The 19804-nt window shown below is 61.8% G+C and carries 15 protein-coding genes and 1 pseudogene; 9 read left to right on the plus strand and 7 right to left on the minus strand.

Annotation, left to right across the window (positions count from 1 at the left end):
• The 4 genes and pseudogenes from rnr (at position 1) to rpmG (ending at position 4590) form a co-directional block, all read left to right on the plus strand.
• Positions 1-2372, plus strand: a pseudogene (gene rnr / locus MHI61_RS15285) (ribonuclease R).
• A gap of 64 nt (positions 2373-2436) precedes the next feature.
• Positions 2437-2889 carry a DUF983 domain-containing protein gene (locus MHI61_RS15290; protein ID WP_239792586.1) on the plus strand — a complete coding sequence of 151 codons (453 nt, stop codon included), beginning with the start codon at positions 2437-2439 and terminating at the stop codon, positions 2887-2889.
• Positions 2890-3144: 255 nt separating this feature from the next.
• Positions 3145-4329: an MFS transporter gene (locus tag MHI61_RS15295; protein ID WP_239792587.1), complete on the plus strand. Its 1185-nt coding sequence runs from the start codon at positions 3145-3147 to the stop codon at positions 4327-4329.
• 93 nt (positions 4330-4422) lie between these two features.
• Positions 4423-4590, plus strand: coding sequence for a 50S ribosomal protein L33 (rpmG, locus tag MHI61_RS15300; RefSeq protein WP_003587245.1), 168 nt, complete (start codon positions 4423-4425; stop codon positions 4588-4590).
• 749 nt (positions 4591-5339) lie between these two features.
• Here rpmG and MHI61_RS15305 read toward each other — a convergent pair.
• Positions 5340-6713, minus strand: coding sequence for a PleD family two-component system response regulator (locus tag MHI61_RS15305; RefSeq protein WP_239792588.1), 1374 nt, complete (start codon positions 6711-6713; stop codon positions 5340-5342).
• Positions 6714-6731: 18 nt separating this feature from the next.
• Positions 6732-7103: a response regulator gene (locus MHI61_RS15310; protein ID WP_003547430.1), complete on the minus strand. Its 372-nt coding sequence runs from the start codon at positions 7101-7103 to the stop codon at positions 6732-6734.
• Between the two features lie 133 nt (positions 7104-7236).
• Between MHI61_RS15310 and MHI61_RS15315 the strand changes: the two genes are divergently transcribed.
• Both MHI61_RS15315 and MHI61_RS15320 read left to right on the plus strand, forming a co-directional pair.
• Positions 7237-7545: a DUF3572 domain-containing protein gene (locus tag MHI61_RS15315; RefSeq protein ID WP_239792589.1), complete on the plus strand. Its 309-nt coding sequence runs from the start codon at positions 7237-7239 to the stop codon at positions 7543-7545.
• A complete protein-coding gene (locus tag MHI61_RS15320) occupies positions 7542-8216 on the plus strand; it encodes a hypothetical protein (RefSeq protein WP_239792846.1) in 675 nt (224 codons plus the stop codon). Before MHI61_RS15315 ends, MHI61_RS15320 begins: the two co-directional genes overlap by 4 nt.
• On the opposite strand, the gene MHI61_RS15325 is transcribed toward MHI61_RS15320, so the two are convergent.
• Positions 8191-8778, minus strand: a complete 588-nt coding sequence (locus MHI61_RS15325; RefSeq protein WP_239792590.1) for a GNAT family N-acetyltransferase — start codon at positions 8776-8778, stop codon at positions 8191-8193. The genes MHI61_RS15320 and MHI61_RS15325 overlap by 26 nt on opposite strands.
• Positions 8779-8853: 75 nt before the next feature.
• On the opposite strand from MHI61_RS15325, the gene MHI61_RS15330 reads away from it, so the two are divergent.
• Together MHI61_RS15330 and MHI61_RS15335 are read left to right on the plus strand one after the other, a co-directional pair.
• Positions 8854-10146, plus strand: a complete 1293-nt coding sequence (locus MHI61_RS15330) for a DNA polymerase IV (protein WP_239792847.1) — start codon at positions 8854-8856, stop codon at positions 10144-10146.
• Positions 10147-10341: 195 nt separating this feature from the next.
• A complete protein-coding gene (locus MHI61_RS15335; RefSeq protein ID WP_239792591.1) occupies positions 10342-11598 on the plus strand; it encodes a L,D-transpeptidase family protein in 1257 nt (418 codons plus the stop codon).
• Positions 11599-11708: 110 nt separating this feature from the next.
• On the opposite strand, the gene dnaE is transcribed toward MHI61_RS15335, so the two are convergent.
• A complete protein-coding gene (gene dnaE, locus MHI61_RS15340; RefSeq protein WP_239792592.1) occupies positions 11709-15206 on the minus strand; it encodes a DNA polymerase III subunit alpha in 3498 nt (1165 codons plus the stop codon).
• Between the two features lie 486 nt (positions 15207-15692).
• Here dnaE and MHI61_RS15345 point away from each other — a divergent pair, with 486 nt between their 5' ends.
• Positions 15693-16157 (plus strand): DUF5680 domain-containing protein, encoded by a 465-nt coding sequence (locus tag MHI61_RS15345; RefSeq protein WP_239792593.1) that lies wholly within the window; start codon positions 15693-15695, stop codon positions 16155-16157.
• A gap of 94 nt (positions 16158-16251) precedes the next feature.
• Here MHI61_RS15345 and MHI61_RS15350 read toward each other — a convergent pair whose 3' ends face one another.
• Genes MHI61_RS15350 through proS form a run of 3 tightly spaced genes read right to left on the minus strand, consistent with a single transcriptional unit; the run spans position 16252 to position 19592 of the window.
• Positions 16252-16935, minus strand: coding sequence for an ABC transporter ATP-binding protein (locus tag MHI61_RS15350; protein WP_097581582.1), 684 nt, complete (start codon positions 16933-16935; stop codon positions 16252-16254).
• A 14-nt stretch (positions 16936-16949) separates the two neighbouring features.
• Positions 16950-18254: a lipoprotein-releasing ABC transporter permease subunit gene (locus MHI61_RS15355; protein ID WP_239792594.1), complete on the minus strand. Its 1305-nt coding sequence runs from the start codon at positions 18252-18254 to the stop codon at positions 16950-16952.
• A gap of 15 nt (positions 18255-18269) precedes the next feature.
• Complete coding sequence (proS, locus tag MHI61_RS15360) at positions 18270-19592, minus strand: proline--tRNA ligase (protein WP_239792595.1); 1323 nt, start codon at positions 19590-19592, stop codon at positions 18270-18272.
• Between the last annotated feature and the right edge of the window lie 212 nt (positions 19593-19804).

Below are 19804 nucleotides of genomic sequence, written 5' to 3' on the forward strand. Positions count from 1 at the left end.
GTGAGCAGGATACCGCGCGACAGAACGAACCCTGCGGGCAAGCGCCCGGGCAAGATCGGCCGCACGGGCAAGGATGCTCCCGCCGTCGAGCCGCTGAACATTGTCCACGGCGCGCTGCCCTCGCGCGAGGTGATCCTGCGCTTCATCGCCGATCATCCGCAGAAGGCCTCGAAGCGTGAACTCGCCAAGGCTTTCGGGCTGAAGGGCGACAGCCGCGTCGAGCTCAAGCATCTGCTGCAGGAGCTCGAACAGGAAGGCATGCTGCAGAAGAGCCGCAAGTCGCTCATCCGCCCCGGCGCCCTTCCGCCCGTCACCGTTCTCGATATCACCACGCGCGACAAGGACGGTGACCTCATCGGCCGGCCGGCGGAATGGCCGGAGGAGCAGGGTGTCGCGCCTGCCGTCGCTATCCGCCAGCAATCGCCGGCAGGCCGCCAGGGCAAGGGCAAGGCACCCGTCGCCGGCCTCGGCGATCGCATTCTGGCAAAGATCTTCCCGGCCGTCGATCGCGGCGGGCCGGCCTATACGGCGCGGATCATCAAGGTGATCGACAGGCGCCGCGGCGCCTCGATGGGGGTTTTCCGTACCGCGCCCGGCGGCGGCGGCCGGCTGCTGCCGATCGAGCGGCGCGGCGAGGAGATGGTGATCGATCCCGATTTCACCGGCGGTGCTGCGGATGGCGACCTGGTCGAGATCGAAGTCGCCCGGCTCGGCCGCTTCGGCCTGCCGCGCGCCAAGGTTCTCTCCGTCGTCGGCTCCGTCGGCTCGGAAAAGGCGATCTCGATGATCGCCATCCATGCCCATGGCATCCCGCATGTCTTTCCCCCGCCGTCATGGCCGAGGCGGAAGCGGCAAAACCGGCGACGATGTCGCATCGTGAGGACTGGCGCGACGTGCCGCTGATCACCATCGATCCGGCCGACGCCAAGGATCATGACGACGCCGTCTATGCCGAGCTCGACCCCTCCCCCGACAATCCCGGCGGCGTCATCGTCACCGTCGCGATCGCCGACGTCTCCTGGTATGTCCGGCCCAATTCGCCGCTCGACCGCGAGGCGCTGAAGCGCGGCAACTCGGTCTATTTCCCGGATCGGGTCGTGCCGATGCTGCCGGAGCGCATTTCCAACGATCTCTGCTCGCTAAGGGAAGGCGTCGATCGTCCCGCGCTTGCCGTGCGCATGAGCTTCTCCGGCGAAGGCCGCAAGATCGGCCATACGTTTCATCGCATCATGATGAAGAGCGCCGCCAAGCTTTCCTACCAGCAGGCGCAGGCAGCGATCGACGGCAATCCCGACGACAAGACTGGACCGATGCTCGAGCCGATCCTGAAGCCGCTCTGGCACGCCTATCAGGTGATGAAACGCGGACGCGACCGGCGTCAGCCGCTGGAACTCGACATGCCGGAGCGCAAGATCCTGCTGAAGCCGGACGGCACGGTCGATCGTGTCTTCGTGCCGCCGCGGCTCGACGCGCACAAACTGATCGAGGAGATGATGATCCAGGCGAACGTCGCCGCCGCCGAGACGCTGGAAAAGAAGCGCCAGGCCCTAGTCTACCGCATCCATGACGGCCCGACGCTGGCCAAGCAGGAAGTCCTGCGCGAGTTCCTGGCGACCCTCGGCATCTCGCTCGCCAAAGGCGGCAATGTGCGCGCCAACAGCTTCAACGGCATTCTGGCGAAGGCGGAGGGCACGGCGCACCAGACCATGGTCAACGAGATGGTGCTGCGCTCGCAGAGCCAGGCGATCTACAGCCCCGAGAATATCGGCCATTTCGGCCTCAACCTGATGAAGTACGCCCACTTCACCTCACCGATTCGCCGCTACGCCGATCTCATCGTGCATCGCGCGCTCGTCGGTTCGCTCGGCTTCGGCGAGGGCGGCATCACGCCGGATGAAGAAGCCGCTCTCGACGATATCGCCGCGGAGATTTCGACCTTCGAGCGCCGGGCGATGGCGGCCGAGCGCGAGACCATCGACCGGCTGATCGCCCATCACTTGAGCACCAGGGTCGGCGAGGAATTTGCCGGCCGTGTCTCAGGGGTGACGAAATCCGGGCTTTTCATCGCTCTGCCGGACTATGGCGCCGATGGTTTCGTCCCTATATCGACGCTCGGCAGCGACTATTTCATCTATGACGAGGCGCATCAGGCGCTCTCGGGTGAACGCACGGGGCTCGGCTATCGGCTCGGCGACAGCGTTACCGTCAAGCTTGCCGAGGCGATCCCGCTTGCGGGCGCGTTGCGTTTCGAAATGCTGAGCGAGGGGCGCGAGATGCCGACGGCGGTGCGCTCCTTCCATAAGGCCGGCCGCCGCGACAGAGGCGAGGTCCGCAAGAAACCCGGCACGAGGCCGCCGCGCGGACGGCGTTAATGCATCTCACGGCATCGAGCCTCATTCAGGAGCCCTACACTTTTGGGCTGAAAAGGAACATGCGATGGGCACACAGACCGATCCGACGGTCCGCTACGGGGGCACGCCCGAGATCGAACGTCCGCTGCGGCGCTCGATCCTGCGTGGGCTGATGAACCGCTGCCCGGCCTGCGGCGACGGCAAGCTCTTTCGCGCTTTCCTGAAACCGGTCGATCACTGCGCCGCCTGCGGCGAGGCGATGCACCATCACCGCGCGGACGACCTGCCGCCCTATATCGTCATCCTCGTCCTCGGCCATGTCCTCGTCGGTGGTTACATGTTGACCGACACGACTTTCGTTCTGCCGGTATGGGTTCATCTCGCCATCTGGGCGCCGATCACCGTCGTCACCGCGCTTGCCTCGATCCAGCCGATCAAAGGCGGCGTCATTGGCCTGCAGTGGGCGCTGCGCATGCACGGTTTCGGTGGGGAGAGCGATGACCACGATGATTACGACCTTCCCCGGCGGCCTGATTGAATGCTTTCACCTTCCAGACATATTTAACGTGTAGTGGCTGCCCTCCACCGACCACTACCGAACGCGGGCGTCGTCGATCCTCAACGACTTGACATGGTAAGCTTTTCTTGTCTGAACAGGCTTTACATTCCGCAGGCGGTCACTCACATCGGAAATACTGCGAAACGCTGCTCGTCACCGGGATTTGGCACGTCCGTGTCTTTCTATGCGAAGCGACCGGCCGATTCGCTCGCGAAGCTTTCTAAGGATGGATAAATGTCTCAGCCGAGAAACGGCACACCAGGCGATCTCGAAGAAATCCATTGGCCTTCTCTGGTGGCAGCCATCTCGTCGATATCAGCCGTCGGCATCGCAATCGGTCTCGGACTTCCGCTGCTCAGCATCATCCTCGAAAAACGCGGCATCTCATCGACCCTGATCGGGCTCAATACCGCGATGGCAGGCATTGCGGCGATGGCCGCCGCGCCCGTTACCACCAAGCTCGCGCATATATACGGTGTTGCGCCGACAATGCTCTGGGCTGTGGTGATTTCAGCGCTGAGCGCGCTCGGTTTCTACTATGCCCAGGATTTCTGGATGTGGTTTCCGCTGCGTTTCGCCTTCCACGGCGCAACGACGACGCTGTTCATCCTCTCCGAATTCTGGATCAACGCCGCCTCGCCGCCGTCCAAGCGCGGATTCGTTCTCGGCATTTATGCGACCGTGCTTTCGCTGGGCTTTGCCGCCGGACCGCTGCTGTTTTCGTTGCTCGGCAGCGACGGCATCTTCCCCTTCCTGGTCGGCGCCGGCGCCATTCTACTTGCCGCCATTCCGATTTTCATCGCCCGCTACGAAAGCCCGGTGCTCGAGGAAAAGCCGGAGCTGCATTTCATGCGTTACGTGTTCCTGGTTCCGACGGCGACGGCGGCCGTTTTCATCTTCGGCGCCGTCGAAGCCGGCGGGCTGTCGCTTTTCCCGATCTTTGCCGTGCGTGCCCATTTTACCGAATCGCAGGCAGCACTTCTGCTGACCATGATGGGCGTCGGCAACGTCATCTTTCAGATCCCGCTCGGCCTGCTCTCGGACCGCATCCCCGACAAGCGGCCGCTTCTCGCCGGCATGGCGCTGATGGGCTTCATCGGCTCGATGATGCTGCCGTTGCTGGTCGACAACTGGCTGCTGATGGCCGGGCTCCTGCTTTTCTGGGGCGGCTGCGTCTCCGGCCTCTATACGGTCGGCCTCAGCCATCTCGGCTCACGTCTGACCGGTTCCGACCTCGCGGCGGCCAATGCCGCTTTCGTCTTCTGTTATGCGATGGGAACCGTGGCCGGGCCGCAGGCGATCGGCGCAGCGATCGATGTCGCCGGAAATAACGGTTTTGCTTGGGCGATTGCCGCCTTCTTCGGCTTTTACGCCATGCTTTCCGGCATCAGATTGATGTTCATTCGAAAACGGGCTTGACTTTTCGGGCGGGATTCGTAGTTTCGCGCCAGAATTTGCCGTGGAGCCCCATCCGGCTTCCACGGCTTTCATTTTCTTAAAGGCAGGACGACCATGGCCAAGGCTACAACAATCAAGATCAAGCTGCTGTCGACAGCCGACACCGGTTTCTTCTACGTCACGACGAAGAACAGCCGTACGATGACGGACAAGATGACGAAGACGAAGTACGACCCGATTGCTAAGAAGCATGTCGAGTTCAAGGAAACCAAGATCAAGTAATCACTTGGCCTGACGGATTTCAAAAAGCGCGCGCCTTCGGGTTGCGCGTTTTTTATTGTCCGGTACGACCGCGTTTGAGAGATGATAGCGCAAACAAGAAACGCCGCCCTTCCATCTTCGGGAAGTGACGGCGTTTTCCTGAAAGGGGGTCGGCCAGCATGCAAAACGGCACGAGGAACCGTTATGACTTGCCTACTAGCCGACCGACCCCACGACCCAGGAGATGCGGCGGACCTGAGCATCATGGGGTATCGGACAGCTCCTGCATGGGAGCGCTTCTATTATGAAGCCGATAATTTGCGCAGAAATGAAAGAAAATCAACAAATTCTTAATGATGAATTTTCTTAGCTTGATTCTATGGTTAAAAGTCCAGTTTTGGCACACACAAAGATTTGACGCCTCTGCGTGCCTCCGAAGCCTAGTGCCGAACGCCTAAAAGAAATTCGACAATATAACTTAATAACTTAAGCCGCCCCTCCCCTTACGTGAGGTGACGCCGCCGCACTCTATTTGACCATCTTGTCAGCAGACGTTCTTTTATAGTCCCCATTTCATTCCGAGCGCCGCCCGGCATTCCAGAAACTGTCGCACGCCGCCGTTATCCACAGCAACGCCTGGAGTCCATTTTTGGGCTATCGAGTTGCAAAATTTTCGGCCTGCGTCGCGTGGGCGGAGCTTAAAAATCGGTAACAATTCGCTTACGGCAGTGGAAAACCCGCAAATGGCCGTAAAGCGTGCGGGTGATTCGTCAGGCAGCCGCGGCAACCACGCGATTGCGGCCGGTATTCTTGGCCTCGTAAAGAGCAAGATCGGCCTGCTTCATCAGCTGGTCCGGGGTCAGCACCGAGCCAATCCGCGAGGCGATGCCGAAGGAAGCGGTGACGTTCAGCGTTTCTCCGGAGTGCTTCAGCATGAAAGGGGCGCTCTCGACCGCAGCGCGCAAGCGCTCGGCGACAGCGGCGGCCACTTCCGGCGACGTGTCCGGCATGGCAACGACGAACTCTTCCCCGCCGTAGCGGCAGGCGAGATCGGCGCCGCGGATGGTCGAACGGACGCGATTTGCGAATTCGCGCAGAACTTCGTCGCCGCCATCATGGCCGTAAGTGTCATTCACCTGCTTGAAACGGTCGATATCGGTGATCAGCATCGAAAGCGGACGGCCCCGCGCCATCGAGCGGTTGAAGAGCACACTCAGGTGATTGTCGAGATAGCGCCTGTTGTAAAGTCCGGTCAGCGGATCGGTCACGGCAAGCTCGATCGTCTGCTTGACGCTAGCGCGCAGACGGTCGTTGTAGCGCTTGCGACGGATCTGCGTCAGGCTGCGGGCGACCAGCTCGTTCGGATCGACCGGACGGATGATGTAATCGTTGACGCCGAGATCGAGGGCGCGCACGACCATCTCGTCAGCCCCCTGCTCGGTGATAATCAGGATCGGCAGGAAGCGTGTGCGCTCCAGCGATCGCAATTGCGAGCAGAGGCGAAGCGGATCGTAATCGTCGAAATTGGCGTTGACGATGACGAGGTCGAAGACGTTCTCGGCTGCTTCGAAAAGGGCTGCCTGCGGATCGGAGAGGGCGAGCACATCGGCGACGGGCTTCAGGGCCCTGACGATGCGTTCCTGCGAATTGGCGCGGCTATCGACCAGCAGCACCTGGCCGGCCTCGTCGGCGCGGCCCTCGCCTGCACGCATGAGATCGCCCATGCCCATCGTATGGGCGGTGTCGGCGCGGATGCGCAGCTCATCGCTCAAGGTTTTCAGCCGCAGCAGGCTCTTTACCCGGGAGATCAGCTGCAGATCATTGACCGGTTTGGTGAGGAAATCGTCGGCGCCGGCCTTCAGGCCACGCACGCGGTCGGCCGGCTGGTCGAGTGCTGTGACCATGACGACGGGGATATGGGAGGTCTTCTGGCTGGCCTTCAGCCGCTCGCAGACCTCGAAACCATCGATACCGGGCATCATGATGTCGAGCAGGATCAGATCGACCTGATTGCGCTCGCAGATTGCCAGCGCCTCGTGGCCGTCGGCGGCGGTCATCACGTCGAAATACTCCGCGAGCAGCCGCGCTTCGAGCAGCTTCACGTTGGCCGGAATATCGTCAACCACCAGTATTCGCGCAGTCATAAGCGTCTTTCCGATGCGTCAGGCATCGCCCAGATAGGTCTTGATCGTCTCGATGAATTTCGGAACCGAGATCGGCTTGGAAACATAGGCCTCGCAGCCGCCTTGGCGGATGCGCTCCTCGTCGCCCTTCATCGCGAAAGCCGTGACGGCGATGACGGGAATCACGTGCAGCTCGTCGTCTTCCTTCAGCCATTTGGTGACTTCCAGGCCGGAGACCTCGGGAAGCTGGATATCCATGAGGATGAGGTCGGGGCGATGCTTGCGCGCCAGATCGAGCGCCTCCATGCCGTTGCGCGTCTGGATCGTGGTATAGCCGGACGCCTCGATGAGGTCGCGAAAGAGCTTCATGTTGAGCTCGTTATCTTCTACAATCATCACCTGTTTGGGCATGACAAGCTGTCCCTACGTCCGTTCGCGCAGCGGTTCGTCCCATGAGAAAGGCACATGCGGATGAAGAGCTCCTTGAAACCGATAGCGCACGCTAGCGGTATTTGGTTGAAGAAAAGGTAATTTACCCCTCGAAATGCAAAGCAACTTCAAGACTTCGAAACAACTGGCGGCCGACCCGCACGAGACGGCGATCGCCGTGCTCGGCTGGCTTGCCGACGATCCCGACATGTTCGGCCGCTTCCTCGCGCTCACCGGCGTGGCCCCGGAACAGGTGCGCGGCGCCGTCAACGATCCGGGCTTCCTCTCCGGCATGATGGATTTCCTGATGAACCACGAGCCGACGGCGATGGCCTTCTGCGCAGCGAGCGGCCTCGGCCCGGAGACGGTGACCGCCGCCTGGCGGCATTTCTCCTCGCCGGGTCTCGATTCCGGGGAATACTGAGCGTGACCGATCTCGATATTTCGCATATCCGCCTCGGCGAGCGGCCGCTGATCGTCTGTGACGTCGACGATGTGGTGCTGCAGTTCATCGATCCGTTCCAGCTTTTTCTTCAAAGCCTGGGCCATGCGTTCCTGCCGCGATCGTTCCGGCTGCACGGCAACATCATCTCGACCGCGGACGGTGCGGAGGTTGAGGGCAACCAGGTCAGCCGGCTGATCGAAGAGTTTTTCGAAGCGCAGGAACTGTGGCAGACGCCGGTCGACCACGTCGTCGAAACGCTCGGCCGGCTTTCGCAGGCGGCCGATATCCTCTTCCTGACGGCGATGCCGCCACGATTCCAGGATCAGCGCCGCCGCCTGTTGGACAGCGCCGGGTTGGTCTTTCCGCTGCTTGCCAGCGAGCAGCCCAAGGGGCCGATCGTCCACGCGCTGCATGCCAGCCGCTCCTTTCCTGTCGTTTTCATCGATGATATGGCGCACAATCTGCATTCCGTCAGGGAACACGTGGCCGATTGCCTGCTCATTCATCTGATGCCGGTTTCACCGGTCCATCGTTTCGCGCCGCCAGCGGCCGACGACATTACCCGCGCCATCGACTGGGCGCATGCCGCTGAGCTGATCGAGGCGCATTTTCCTTCCGGCACGTTCAGTCGCGCAATTCCAGCCGCATGAACGGCCGCCCGTCCTTGCGCCTTGCCACAGTCTCGAAGCCGGCCGCATCAAAGATCGCCGTCGATCCGATGCAGAGCGTCACCGATTTCGACTGCTTCACGTGGTCGATCGGACAGGCTTCCAGCAGCCGTGCGCCCTGGCGCCTGGCGTGATCGATCGCGCCGGCGAGCAGCCGATGGCTCATTCCCTTGCCGCGCAGCCTGGGCAGCAGGAAGAAGCAGCTGACGGCCCAGATCGACGGATCATGCGCCTCGCCCTCTTCCAGCGGCCGCGAAACGGTGCGCGGCGAGTTGAACTGCGGCACGTCGTGGCGTGGCCCGACCTGCACCCAGGCGACCGGCTCGCCACCGGCATAACAGAGGACGCCCGGCGGCGGTCCTGCCTCGATCCGCTCCCGCATATGCGCCTTGCGCTCGTCGGCCGCCATTTTCGTCCTCACCGCATGCGGCAGACGCAGCGCCACACACCAGCAATTGTAGAAAGCGCCCTGCGGCCCGAACTGGGTTTCGAAGTCGCCCCAGCGTCCCCCCGTCACCGGCTCGAAACGAAGATCGTTATCCAAAGGCAAAGCTCCCCCTGCTCTTGAGACTCGTCAGCTTAAGGCGTAGTGTCGCAACGTTCAACCTTTGTTCTCACCATGACGCCCGCGCCTGACAAGACACCCGGCTTCTGTCGCGACTGCCTTGCCGAGCAGAAGGGCGAGGCGCGCCGTTGCACATCCTGCGGCAGTCCGCGTCTGGTGCGCCATCGCGAGCTCCATGCACTGACGCTGGCGCATATCGATTGCGACGCCTTCTACGCGGCTGTCGAGAAGCGCGACAATCCTGAGCTTGCCGACAAGCCCGTCATCATCGGCGGCGGCAAACGCGGCGTCGTCTCCACCGCCTGCTACATCGCCCGTATCCACGGGGTGCGTTCGGCGATGCCGATGTTCAAGGCGCTGGAGGCATGCCCTCAGGCGGTCGTCATTCGTCCTGACATGGAGAAATATGTCCGGGTCGGGCGCCAAGTGCGGGCGCTGATGCAGGATCTGACGCCGCTGGTGCAGCCGCTGTCGATCGACGAAGCCTTTCTGGAGCTTGGCGGCACCGAGCGACTGCATCACGACCCGCCGGCGCGCACGCTCGCCAAATTCGCCCGGCGCATCGAAAGGGAGATTGGCATTACCGTCTCGGTCGGGCTTTCCTATTGCAAATTCCTCGCCAAGGTCGCCTCCGACCTGCAGAAGCCACGCGGCTTTTCCGTCATCGGCCGCGAGGAAGCGGTCGAATTCCTGGCGCCGCGGCCCGTCACCACGATCTGGGGTGTCGGCAAGGCCCTTGCCGCGACGCTGGAAGCGGATGGCATCCGCACCATCAGCCAGTTGCAGCAGATGGAAGAGAACGACCTGATGCGCCGCTACGGCAGCATCGGCCAGCGGCTCGCCCGCCTGTCGCGCGGCATCGACGACCGCGAAGTGCATCTCAACGATGCCGCCAAGAGCGTCTCGGCCGAGACGACCTTCTTCGACGACATCTCGCGCTACGACGACCTGGTGCCGATCCTGCGCAATCTTTCCGAAAAGGTCTCCTGGCGTCTGAAGAAAGGCGACATCGCCGGCCACACCGTCGTGCTGAAGATGAAGAGCGCCGACTTCAAGACGCGCACCCGCAACCGTAAGCTCGAGGACCCGACCCAGCTGGCCGACAGGATCTTCCGGATCGGGCTCGAGCTGCTCGAAAAGGAGACGGACGGCACGAAATTCCGCCTGATCGGCATCGGCGTCACCGACCTCGGCGATGCTGCCCGCGCCGATCCGCCCGATCTCATCGACCGGCAATCGGGCCGGCGGGCGGCCGCCGAAGCGGCGATGGACAAGCTGCGCGACAAGTTCGGCAAGAACACGGTCGAGACCGGCTACACCTTCGGCAGCAACAAGCGCGATCACTAAAGCGTGTCGCGATCTTTCAGATTCGCTTCTCACGCTTTAGGTCTTTATTTTCTCGCATGTCTTTACCGCAATACCGCGCACACTTTTGCGAGACATGCTCTCACACGTGAGGCGGCCAACTGGCTCAGCCTATAAAATCTTCCTTAAACTTCGTCCCATAATGTGCCGGACCAGTATTGCGTATGGTTGGGTATCATGGTCTCGCGTTTCGTCTTCGGCCTCGGCTTGCTGTCGGCCACCGCACTCGTGCACCCTGCTTTTGCCGCGGATGTGCGCACGCTGCAGATCTTCGTTTCGAAGGACAAGCAGTCGCTTGCGGTCTATGACGGCACCGAGGTCGTCGCGACCTCGAAGGTCTCGACCGGCAAGGACGGCCACACGACGCCGAGCGGCATCTTCTCGGTGCTCGAAAAGCGGAAATACCACGAATCCAATCTCTATTCGGCCGCCCCGATGCCCTTCATGCAAAGGCTGACCTGGTCTGGCATCGCGCTGCATGAATCGAATTCCGTGCCGCGCTATCCGGCCTCGCACGGCTGCGTGCGCATGCCCGGGGCCTTTGCGAAAATGCTCTATGGGATGACCGAGGCCGGCATTCCCGTCATCATCAGCGACGGCGAGCTGGCGCCGCAGCCGATCGACCATCCGACCCTTTTCCATCCCGATGCGCCGACGGCGATGCCGCTGCTTTCGGATGTCGAATTGCGGCCATCCATGCCCGACAGCCCGCAAAAGCCGGTGCAGGTGGCGATGAACGACACGGCGGCCATGCCGATGCCGATAGCGCCGCCCATGGCAACGCTCGAAATCGAGCCGCCAACCGAGCCGATCAGCATGCTCATCACGCGGCGGACGCTGCGCGAGACGGTGATCGACATTCAGACCCTCCTCAACCAACTCGGTTTTTCGGCCGGCGATCCGGACGGCTTACTCGGCCCGGCGACCGTTGAGGCGATCGCGGCCTTCAAGACGCTGCGTCCGGCGGAATTTGCCGGCGACAGGAGCCTGATCTCCGACAGGCTGCTAAAAGCCGTCTATGCCGCGGCCGGCAAGGGCGAGCCAGCGAACGGCGTCATCATGGTGCGAAGGGCGTTCAAGCCGGTCTTCGAGGCGCCGGTGACGATCGCCGATCCGGGGCTGGCGCTCGGCACGCATTTCTTCACCCTGCAGGCGGTGGATGAAAAGGCCGGCACGGCGGACTGGCTCGGCATCACGCTCGAAAACAATCTCACGCGCGAAACGATGAAGCGGCTCGGGATCAGCAATCAGGAAAGCTCGATCGTCACCGGCAAGCCGATCGCCCGTTCGCTGAGCCGGATTTCCATCCCCGACGAGACCCGCCACAAGATCGACGCGCTGATCGCGCCCGGCTCGACGCTGACGATCTCCGATACCGGCCTCGGCCGGGAGACCGGCGAAGGCACGAATTTCATTACCATCACCCGCGGCTGACGGCCATCACCCCGGGGCCGAGGTGCATCACCCTGGGTAAGGTGCATTACCCAAGGCGATCCACTTCGCCGCTGGCGATCCACTTCGCCGCTGGGCGATCCGCGTCACGATCACACCAGCTCGACGTCGACGACGCCGGGGGCAGCGCGAAGGGCGGCGGCGATCTCCGGTGTGATGCGGTATTTCTCCGGCAGCGCCACTTCGACCTCGCGCTTGCCCTCTTCCTTGATGACGATGAAGGAAACCAGGCCGTCGCCCTTGGCGTTCAAATGGCCGGCAACCATTTTCAGCGGTCCGGAATCGCGGACATAGACGCGCAGCGCCTTCTGCATCTGCAGCGACTTCTCCTCCAGCGACTGGATCGTCTGGATGCGCAGACCGATGCCCTCCGGCCGTTCCTCGCCGGTCGCGGTCAGCAGGAAGGATTTTCCGGACTCCAACATGTCGCGGTACTGGTTCAGCATTTCCGAAAACAGCACGGCTTCGAACTGGCCCGACGAATCCGAAAAGACGATGATGCCCATCTTGTTGCCGGTGCGGGTCTTGCGCTCCTGCTTGGAGATGACGGTGCCGGCAAGGCGCGCATTGGACGCGCCCTGTTTGATCGCTGCGGAAAATTCGGCAAAGGTCTGTACCCGCATCTTCTGTAGGATGTTGTTGTAGGAATCGAGCGGGTGGGCGGTGAGATAGAAGCCCAGCACCTGGAACTCCTTGAGCAGCCGCTCAGAGGCAAGCCAGGGCGAAAACGGCGGCAGGGAGATCTTCTCAGGCCCGGACGTTAGCGTGCTGCCGAAAATATCCGACTGCCCGCTCAGCTTGTTCTCCTGGGCGCGCTGGGCGTAACCAAGGATACGGTCGAGGCCGGCCGAAAGCTGGGCGCGATCCATACCGAAACAATCGAAGGCACCGGCAAAGATCAGGCTTTCCAACACGCGGCGGTTGACCTGGCGCGGGTCGATGCGCAGGCAGAAATCCTCGATGCCGGCAAAGGGCTTGTCGCCGCGCACCTCGACGATATGGTCGACGGCGGATTCGCCAACGCCCTTGAGAGCGGCGAGCGCATAATAGATGCGGTTGTCGCCGGTTTCGAACTGGCGGAAGGAAGTCTGCACCGACGGGGCGATCACCTCGATGCCGAGGCGCTTGGCGTCCTGGCGGAAGTCGTTGACCTTTTCCGTGTTGGACATGTCGAGCGTCATCGAGGCGGCGAGGAATTCAACCGGATAATGCGCCTTCATATAGGCCGTCTGGTAGGAGACAATGGCGTAGGCGGCGGCATGCGACTTGTTGAAGCCGTAATTGGCGAACTTCGCCAGCAGTTCGAAGATATTGTCGGCTTGCGGCTTCGATACGCCGTTCTTAACGGCGCCATCGACGAAGCGTTCGCGCTGCTGGTCCATCTCAGCCTTGATCTTCTTACCCATGGCGCGGCGCAAAAGATCGGCTTCTCCGAGCGAATAACCGGACAGGACCTGGGCGATCTGCATCACCTGTTCCTGATAGACGATGACCCCTTGGGTTTCCTTGAGCAGGTGGTCGATCATCGGATGGATCGATTCCAGCTCTTCGTCACCGTGCTTGCGGGCGTTGTAGGTCGGGATGTTCTCCATCGGACCCGGACGATAGAGCGCCACCAGCGCAATGATGTCCTCGATGCAGTCCGGCCTCATGCCGATCAGCGCCTTGCGCATGCCGGCACTTTCCACCTGGAACACGCCGACCGTCTCGCCGCGTGACAGCATCTCATAGGTCTTCTTGTCGTCCAGGGGAATGGCCGCAAGGTCGACACTGATGCCGCGCTTGGCGACGAAATCGACGGCGACCTTCAGGACGGTCAGCGTCTTCAGGCCGAGGAAGTCGAATTTGACCAGGCCCGCCTGCTCCACCCATTTCATGTTGAACTGGGTGACCGGCATGTCGGAGCGCGGATCGCGATACATCGGCACGAGCTTGGATAGCGGGCGGTCGCCGATGACGATACCGGCGGCATGGGTCGAGGCATGGCGGTAAAGTCCCTCGATCTTCTGAGCGATATCGAGCAGGCGCGCGACCACCGGCTCCTTCGCCGCCTCCTCCTGCAGCTTCGGCTCCTCCTCGATCGCCTTGGAGAGCGGCGTGGGATTGGCCGGATTGTTCGGCACCAGTTTGCAGATCTTGTCGACCTGGCCGTAGGGCATCTCCAGCACGCGGCCGACGTCGCGGAGTGCTGCGCGCGCCTGCAGCGAACCGAAGGTGATGATCTGGGCCACCTGTTCGCGGCCGTACTTGGCCTGGACGTATCGGATCACCTCTTCGCGGCGGTCCTGGCAGAAGTCGATGTCGAAGTCCGGCATCGACACGCGCTCCGGATTGAGGAAGCGTTCGAACAGCAGCGAAAACCGCAAGGGATCGACGTCGGTGATCGTCAGCGCGTAGGCGACCAGCGAACCGGCGCCCGAACCGCGGCCAGGCCCAACCGGAATGTCATGCTGCTTGGCCCATTTGATGAAGTCGGCAACGATCAGGAAGTAGCCGGGAAAGCGCATGCGCTCGATGACGCTGAGCTCGAATTCCAGCCGCTCGCGATAATCCTTTTCCTCATAACCCGGCGACATGCCGAGGGTCGAAAGCCGCATGTCCAGCCCTTCGACCGCCTGGCGGCGCAATTCGCCCGCCTCGGCGCGTTCGGCCTCCTCGGCGTCGTCGGTCGCACCCGTGAAACGCGGCAGGATCGGTTTGCGCGTCTTCAATACGAAGGAGCAGCGCTTGGCGATCTCGATCGTGTTCTCCAGCGCTTCCGGCAAATCGGCAAAGAGCTTGGCCATTTCGGCGCGGCTCTTCAGGTAGTGATCCGGCGTCAGGCGAAAGCGACTGTCGTCGGAGACGATGGCATTATGGGCGACGGCCATCAGCGCATCATGGGCGTCGTAATCGTCGCGTGTCGGAAAGAAGGCCTCGTTGGTCGCGACCAGCGGCAGATCGTGGGCATAGGCGAGCCCGACGATCTTCTGCTCGTGCCGCTTGTCGTAGGTGCCATGCCGCTGCAGTTCGACATAGAGCCTGTCGCCGAAGAGACGCTTCAGCATGAGCAGCCGCGCTTCGGCCTGGGCGGGATGACCCTCCCTGATCGCCCCATCGACCGGCCCCGTCAGGGCACCGGTCAACGCGATCAGCCCTTCCGTGCCCGCCTCCTCCAGCCAGGAGGTTCGGACATGGACGGCCTGATTGCCTTCACCACCGAGATAGGCGCGGCTGATGAGGTCGACCAGCCTTTCGTAACCGGCCTCCGTGGCCGCGAGAAGAACGATCGACGGCAGCTTGACCAATGCCTGCTGGCCGCCGCGTTTTTCGGTCTCCAGCCCGTCTTCCATGTCGATCGAGACCTGGCAGCCGATGATCGGCTGCAGCCCGTCGTCCATTGCCTTCTGCGAGAATTCGAGGGCGACGAACAGATTGTTGGTGTCGGTAATCGCGATGGCCGGCTGATTGTCTCCGGCCGCCTTGTAGAGAATCTTCTTCAGCGGCAGCGCGCCTTCGAGAAGCGAATAGGCGGAATGGATTCTCAGGTGAATGAAGCCCGGCGTGTCGCCGATCGCCTCACCCGTCGAAGCCCTTACTATATCCGCCATGACATGCCTTCCCAATCACCGAATGAATCAGACGCATTGTCGGCATGGAGGGCGATGATGTCCAGAAGAAGTCCCGCGTTCGAACCGCATGATGACCATGCAGTCCCCTGAAAACTTTAGATCGCGATGACGATGAGCGAGAAGCTGGCAACGAACATTGCGATGGAGGTGAATGCTGCGATATCACGGATCATGTCAGTCATCTGGCTCTCCTTTACTCGTTATGTTTTCAATTTGTTCGATCTATGTTCCGATGTCAACAGGAATCTTTTCCTTCCTGCTTGCGTTTGAAAAACACCCCGGCGACGCAACGGTTCGGTGAAAGCTTCGGCGACGGGCTTGAGATGCCGAGCCGCGGCCTCGCCGGCCCCGGTGCCGCAAGGAACGTGGACACATCCCGCGGACGACAAGGGCTCCCCGTATTTGTTCTGTTTATGTTCTGCGCATCCTGCTATATCCCAACTGATGAATCAGGAGGAGGACCCTATGCCCGAGACAGCGATGCTGAACGAATTCGTCGTCGAAGCCAAAGCTGCCAGCTATGTCGGCGGCGGCGTGCCGCGCCCGCCCTGCCGGCAGGGGTCTCACGATATCGGCTACGTGCGCGGCGACTGGCGCTATCTCGACAGCTATTTCGGCGGCACCGACTTCGCCGGACAGGAGGTGGTGTGGTTTGCCGACGAGCCGATCTGGGCGATGAATTATTTCGGCTGGGTCATTGCGCCCGATCTCATCGATGCCAGCGCAGCGGGAACAGTGATCAAGGCGGCGCTTTCTGCCATGTACCGGCAGGGCCGCTTTCTCGGCGGAATGGAATTCGACCATCCGTTCGGGCGCTATGTCGATCGCAGCGAAGGCGGCTGTGAACGGTTCAGCGGTCATGAATGCATCATGGTCGACGGACGGAAGGCTTACGCGCTCGACTATCGCGGCGGACTGATCATCCCATGACGGAGCCGGAGGCGGGTAGATTCGAACCTGCCGCCAGACGCGTCATCTCTTCGTCTTTATCCCGGAACCGCTGCGCACGTCCGGGCGACATCGATCAGAAATCGACGACCTTGCCGTCGGAGATCGTCACGCGCCGATCCATGCGGCGGGCGAGTTCGTGGTTGTGCGTGGCGATAAGGGCGGCGAGGCCGGACTGGCGCACCAAGGCCTCGAGCGCGTCGAAGACGTAGCTTGCCGTTTCCGGGTCGAGATTACCGGTCGGCTCGTCGGCCAGAAGCAGGGTCGGCGCATTGGCGACGGCGCGGGCGATCGCAACGCGCTGCTGCTCGCCACCTGAAAGTTCGGCCGGGCGGTGCGAGCCGCGATGGCCGATGCGCATATAGTCGAGAAGCTGGCCGGCCCGCTCTCCGGCTTCCTTCCAGGACAGGCCGGCGATCAGCTGCGGCATCATGATGTTTTCGAGCGCGGAAAATTCCGGCAGGAGGTGATGGAACTGATAGACGAAGCCGATCTCGCGGCGACGGATCGCCGTGCGCTTCTCGTCGCTCAGCCCGTCGCAGGCATGGCCGTTGATGGTGACTTCGCCGCCGTCGGGATGCTCGAGCAAACCGGCGACATGCAGCAGCGTCGACTTGCCGGTGCCGGAGGGGGCGACAAGAGCGACGATCTCGCCTTTCGACAGCGAGAAATCCGCACCCTTCAGGATCGAGAGCAGCGTATCGCCCTGCCCGTAATGGCGCTCGACGCCGGTAAGCTTGAGGACGACGTTGCGATTCATGAATGCGGCATTCCTTATTCGTAGCGCAGGGCCTGCACCGGATCGAGCCTGGAGGCGCGCCATGCCGGGAAGATCGTGGCCATGAAGGAGAGGCTGAGCGCCATGATCACGACCGAAATCGTTTCGCTGAGATCCATCTCGGCCGGCAACTGGCTGAGGAAGTAGACCTGCGGATTGAAGATCACGGTGCCTGAGATCCAGGAGAAGAACTGGCGGATGGATTCGATGTTGACGCAGACGAGGACGCCGAGCAGCACTCCGGCGATGGTGCCGACAATACCGATCGCCGCCCCGGTCATGAAGAAGATGCGCATGATGGCGCCGGCGCTGGCGCCCATCGTGCGCAGAATGGCGATATCGCTGCCCTTGTCCTTCACTAGCATGATGAGGCCGGAGATGATGTTCAGCGCCGCGACAAGCACGATCAGCGTCAGGATCATGAACATCACGTTGCGCTCAACCTGCAGCGCCGAGAAGAAGGTCTGATTGCGCTGGCGCCAGTCGGTGAGGTTGATCTGGCGGCCGGCCGCCTCCTCCACCTTCGGCCTCAGAGCGTCGATATCATCGGGGTGATCGGCGAAAAGCTCGATCGACTGCACCAGCCCAGCGGCATTGAAATAGAGCTGCGCTTCCTCGAGCGGCATGAAGATGATCGAGGAATCATATTCAGACATGCCGATCTCGAACAAGCCGGAGATTTTGTAGGACTTGACGCGCGGATTGACGCCCATCGGCGTGATGTCACCTTCCGGCGAGGTCAGGGTGATGAGGTCGCCGACGCGAAGACCCAGTTGATCGGCCATGCGAGTGCCGATCAGCACGCCTTCACCGGCGGCGAAGCCCACCATATCGCCGGATCTGATGTTATCCGAGACCGTTTTGAGCTTGGTCAGGTCTTCAGCGCGGACGCCGCGCACCAAAGCGCCGGTGCTGCCGCCGGCCGATGCGGAGGCGAGTACCTGGCCTTCCACCAGGGGCAGCGCCATCTTGATGCCGGGCACGCCGGCGAGCCTACTGGCGAGGTCGGGATAATCGGTGAAAGGACCATCGACCGGTTGCACGATCATGTGGCCGTTGATGCCTAGAATGCGCGAGACGAGCTCGGTGCGGAAGCCGTTCATGACGGCCATGACGATGATCAGCGTCGCGACGCCGAGCATGATGCCGACGAAGGAGAAGCCGGCGATGACCGAGATGAAGGCTTCCTTGCGCCGGGCGCGCAGATAGCGCCAGGCCACAAGGCGTTCGAAGGTGGAAAATGGCTTGCCAGCCGGACCCAAGCCGGATGTTGAACTCCGGTCCACTGCTGCCTCTGCCATTTCGCCTCCGTTTCCTTAAGCCACGAACCTGTTGATCGCCGCTTCGATCGTCATCGTTTCGCGGGCGCCGGTCTTGCGGTCCTTCACTTCGACCTCGCCGTTCGCGACCGCGCGCGGGCCGGCGATGATCTGGACGGGTACACCGATCAGGTCGGCGGTCGCGAATTTCGTGCCGGCCCGGTCGTCGGTATCGTCATAGAGCACATCCTTGCCGGCCTTGCTGAGCGCGGCATAGATCAGCTCGCAGGTATCGTCACAGGCCTGATCGCCCGCCTTCATGTTGATCACAACGATATCGAAGGGCGCGACCGATGCCGGCCAGATGATTCCGTTGTCGTCATGCGATGCTTCGATGATGGCGGGAACAAGGCGCGTCGGGCCGATACCGTAGGAACCCATGTGAACAAAGTGTTCCTTGCCATCGGGCCCCTGTACTTTCGCGCCCATCGCCTCGGAATATTTCGTGCCGAAATAGAAGATGTGACCGACCTCGATGCCGCGCGCCGAAAGACGCTCGCCTTCCGGAACGGCGTTGAAAGCAGCCTCGTCGTGCATTTCCGAGGTCGCCGCATAGAGCGAGGTCCACTTGTCGAAGATCGCCTTCAGACCCTCGACGCTGTCGAAATCGGTGCCGTCACCAGGAATATCGAAGCCGACGAAGTCCTTGTGGCAGAAGACCTCGGATTCGCCGGTATCGGCGAGGATGATGAATTCATGGCTGAGATTGCCGCCGATCGGGCCGGTGTCGGCACGCATCGGAATGGCGCGCAGGCCGAGCCGATCGAAGGTTCTGAGATAGGCGGCGAACATCTTGTTATAGGAATGCTCCGCCCCTTCGCGGGTCAGATCGAAGGAATAGGCATCCTTCATCATGAACTCGCGCGAGCGCATGGTGCCGAAGCGCGGACGGATCTCGTCGCGGAACTTCAGCTGGATGTGATAGAGATTGAGCGGCAGGTCCTTGTAGGATTTGACGGAGGAACGGAAGATATCCGTCACCATCTCCTCGTTGGTCGGACCGTAGAGCATCGGTCGCTCCTGGCGGTCCTTGATGCGCAGCATCTCCTTGCCGTAGGCGTCGTAGCGGCCGCTTTCCTGCCAGAGTTCGGCCGACTGCAGGGTCGGCATCGAAAGCTCGATGGCGCCGGCACGGTTCTGCTCCTCGCGGATAATGGCGTTGACCTTGTCGAGAACGCGTTTGCCGAGCGGCAGCCAGGAATAGATGCCCTGCGACTGCTGGCGGATCATGCCGGCGCGCAGCATCAACCGGTGGGAGACGATTTCCGCCTCCTTGGGGTTTTCCTTGAGGATGGGCATGAAATAACGGGACAGACGCATGGCGGATTCCGGAGCAGTTGAGATCCCGCGGAGAACGGAATCGACGGTACATTGGTAATGTGGGAGCGTTCATAGCCGCTTCGCGGCGGGAAGGAAACCCGCAACTGCCGTCGGCTGCCTCCCGGATACGCATGTTAACGCCCGCAAAATGAAAGGGCGTGAAAAAGCGCGTGTTTATAAGGACTTGAACGAAAATCTTGTCAACAGAAATA

Source organism: Rhizobium sp. K102 (assembly GCF_022385315.1).
Lineage (GTDB): Bacteria > Pseudomonadota > Alphaproteobacteria > Rhizobiales > Rhizobiaceae > Rhizobium > Rhizobium croatiense.

Coding starts and splice junctions, on each gene's coding strand:
- MHI61_RS15290 (WP_239792586.1), top strand. CDS start 2,437: ATGGGCACACAGACCGATCCGACGGTCCGCTACGGGGGCACGCCCGAG.
- MHI61_RS15295 (WP_239792587.1), top strand. CDS start 3,145: ATGTCTCAGCCGAGAAACGGCACACCAGGCGATCTCGAAGAAATCCAT.
- rpmG (WP_003587245.1), top strand. CDS start 4,423: ATGGCCAAGGCTACAACAATCAAGATCAAGCTGCTGTCGACAGCCGAC.
- MHI61_RS15305 (WP_239792588.1), bottom strand. CDS start 6,713: ATGACTGCGCGAATACTGGTGGTTGACGATATTCCGGCCAACGTGAAG.
- MHI61_RS15310 (WP_003547430.1), bottom strand. CDS start 7,103: ATGCCCAAACAGGTGATGATTGTAGAAGATAACGAGCTCAACATGAAG.
- MHI61_RS15315 (WP_239792589.1), top strand. CDS start 7,237: ATGCAAAGCAACTTCAAGACTTCGAAACAACTGGCGGCCGACCCGCAC.
- MHI61_RS15330 (WP_239792847.1), top strand. CDS start 8,854: ATGACGCCCGCGCCTGACAAGACACCCGGCTTCTGTCGCGACTGCCTT.
- MHI61_RS15335 (WP_239792591.1), top strand. CDS start 10,342: ATGGTCTCGCGTTTCGTCTTCGGCCTCGGCTTGCTGTCGGCCACCGCA.
- dnaE (WP_239792592.1), bottom strand. CDS start 15,206: ATGGCGGATATAGTAAGGGCTTCGACGGGTGAGGCGATCGGCGACACG.
- MHI61_RS15345 (WP_239792593.1), top strand. CDS start 15,693: ATGCCCGAGACAGCGATGCTGAACGAATTCGTCGTCGAAGCCAAAGCT.
- MHI61_RS15350 (WP_097581582.1), bottom strand. CDS start 16,935: ATGAATCGCAACGTCGTCCTCAAGCTTACCGGCGTCGAGCGCCATTAC.
- MHI61_RS15355 (WP_239792594.1), bottom strand. CDS start 18,254: ATGGCAGAGGCAGCAGTGGACCGGAGTTCAACATCCGGCTTGGGTCCG.
- proS (WP_239792595.1), bottom strand. CDS start 19,592: ATGCGTCTGTCCCGTTATTTCATGCCCATCCTCAAGGAAAACCCCAAG.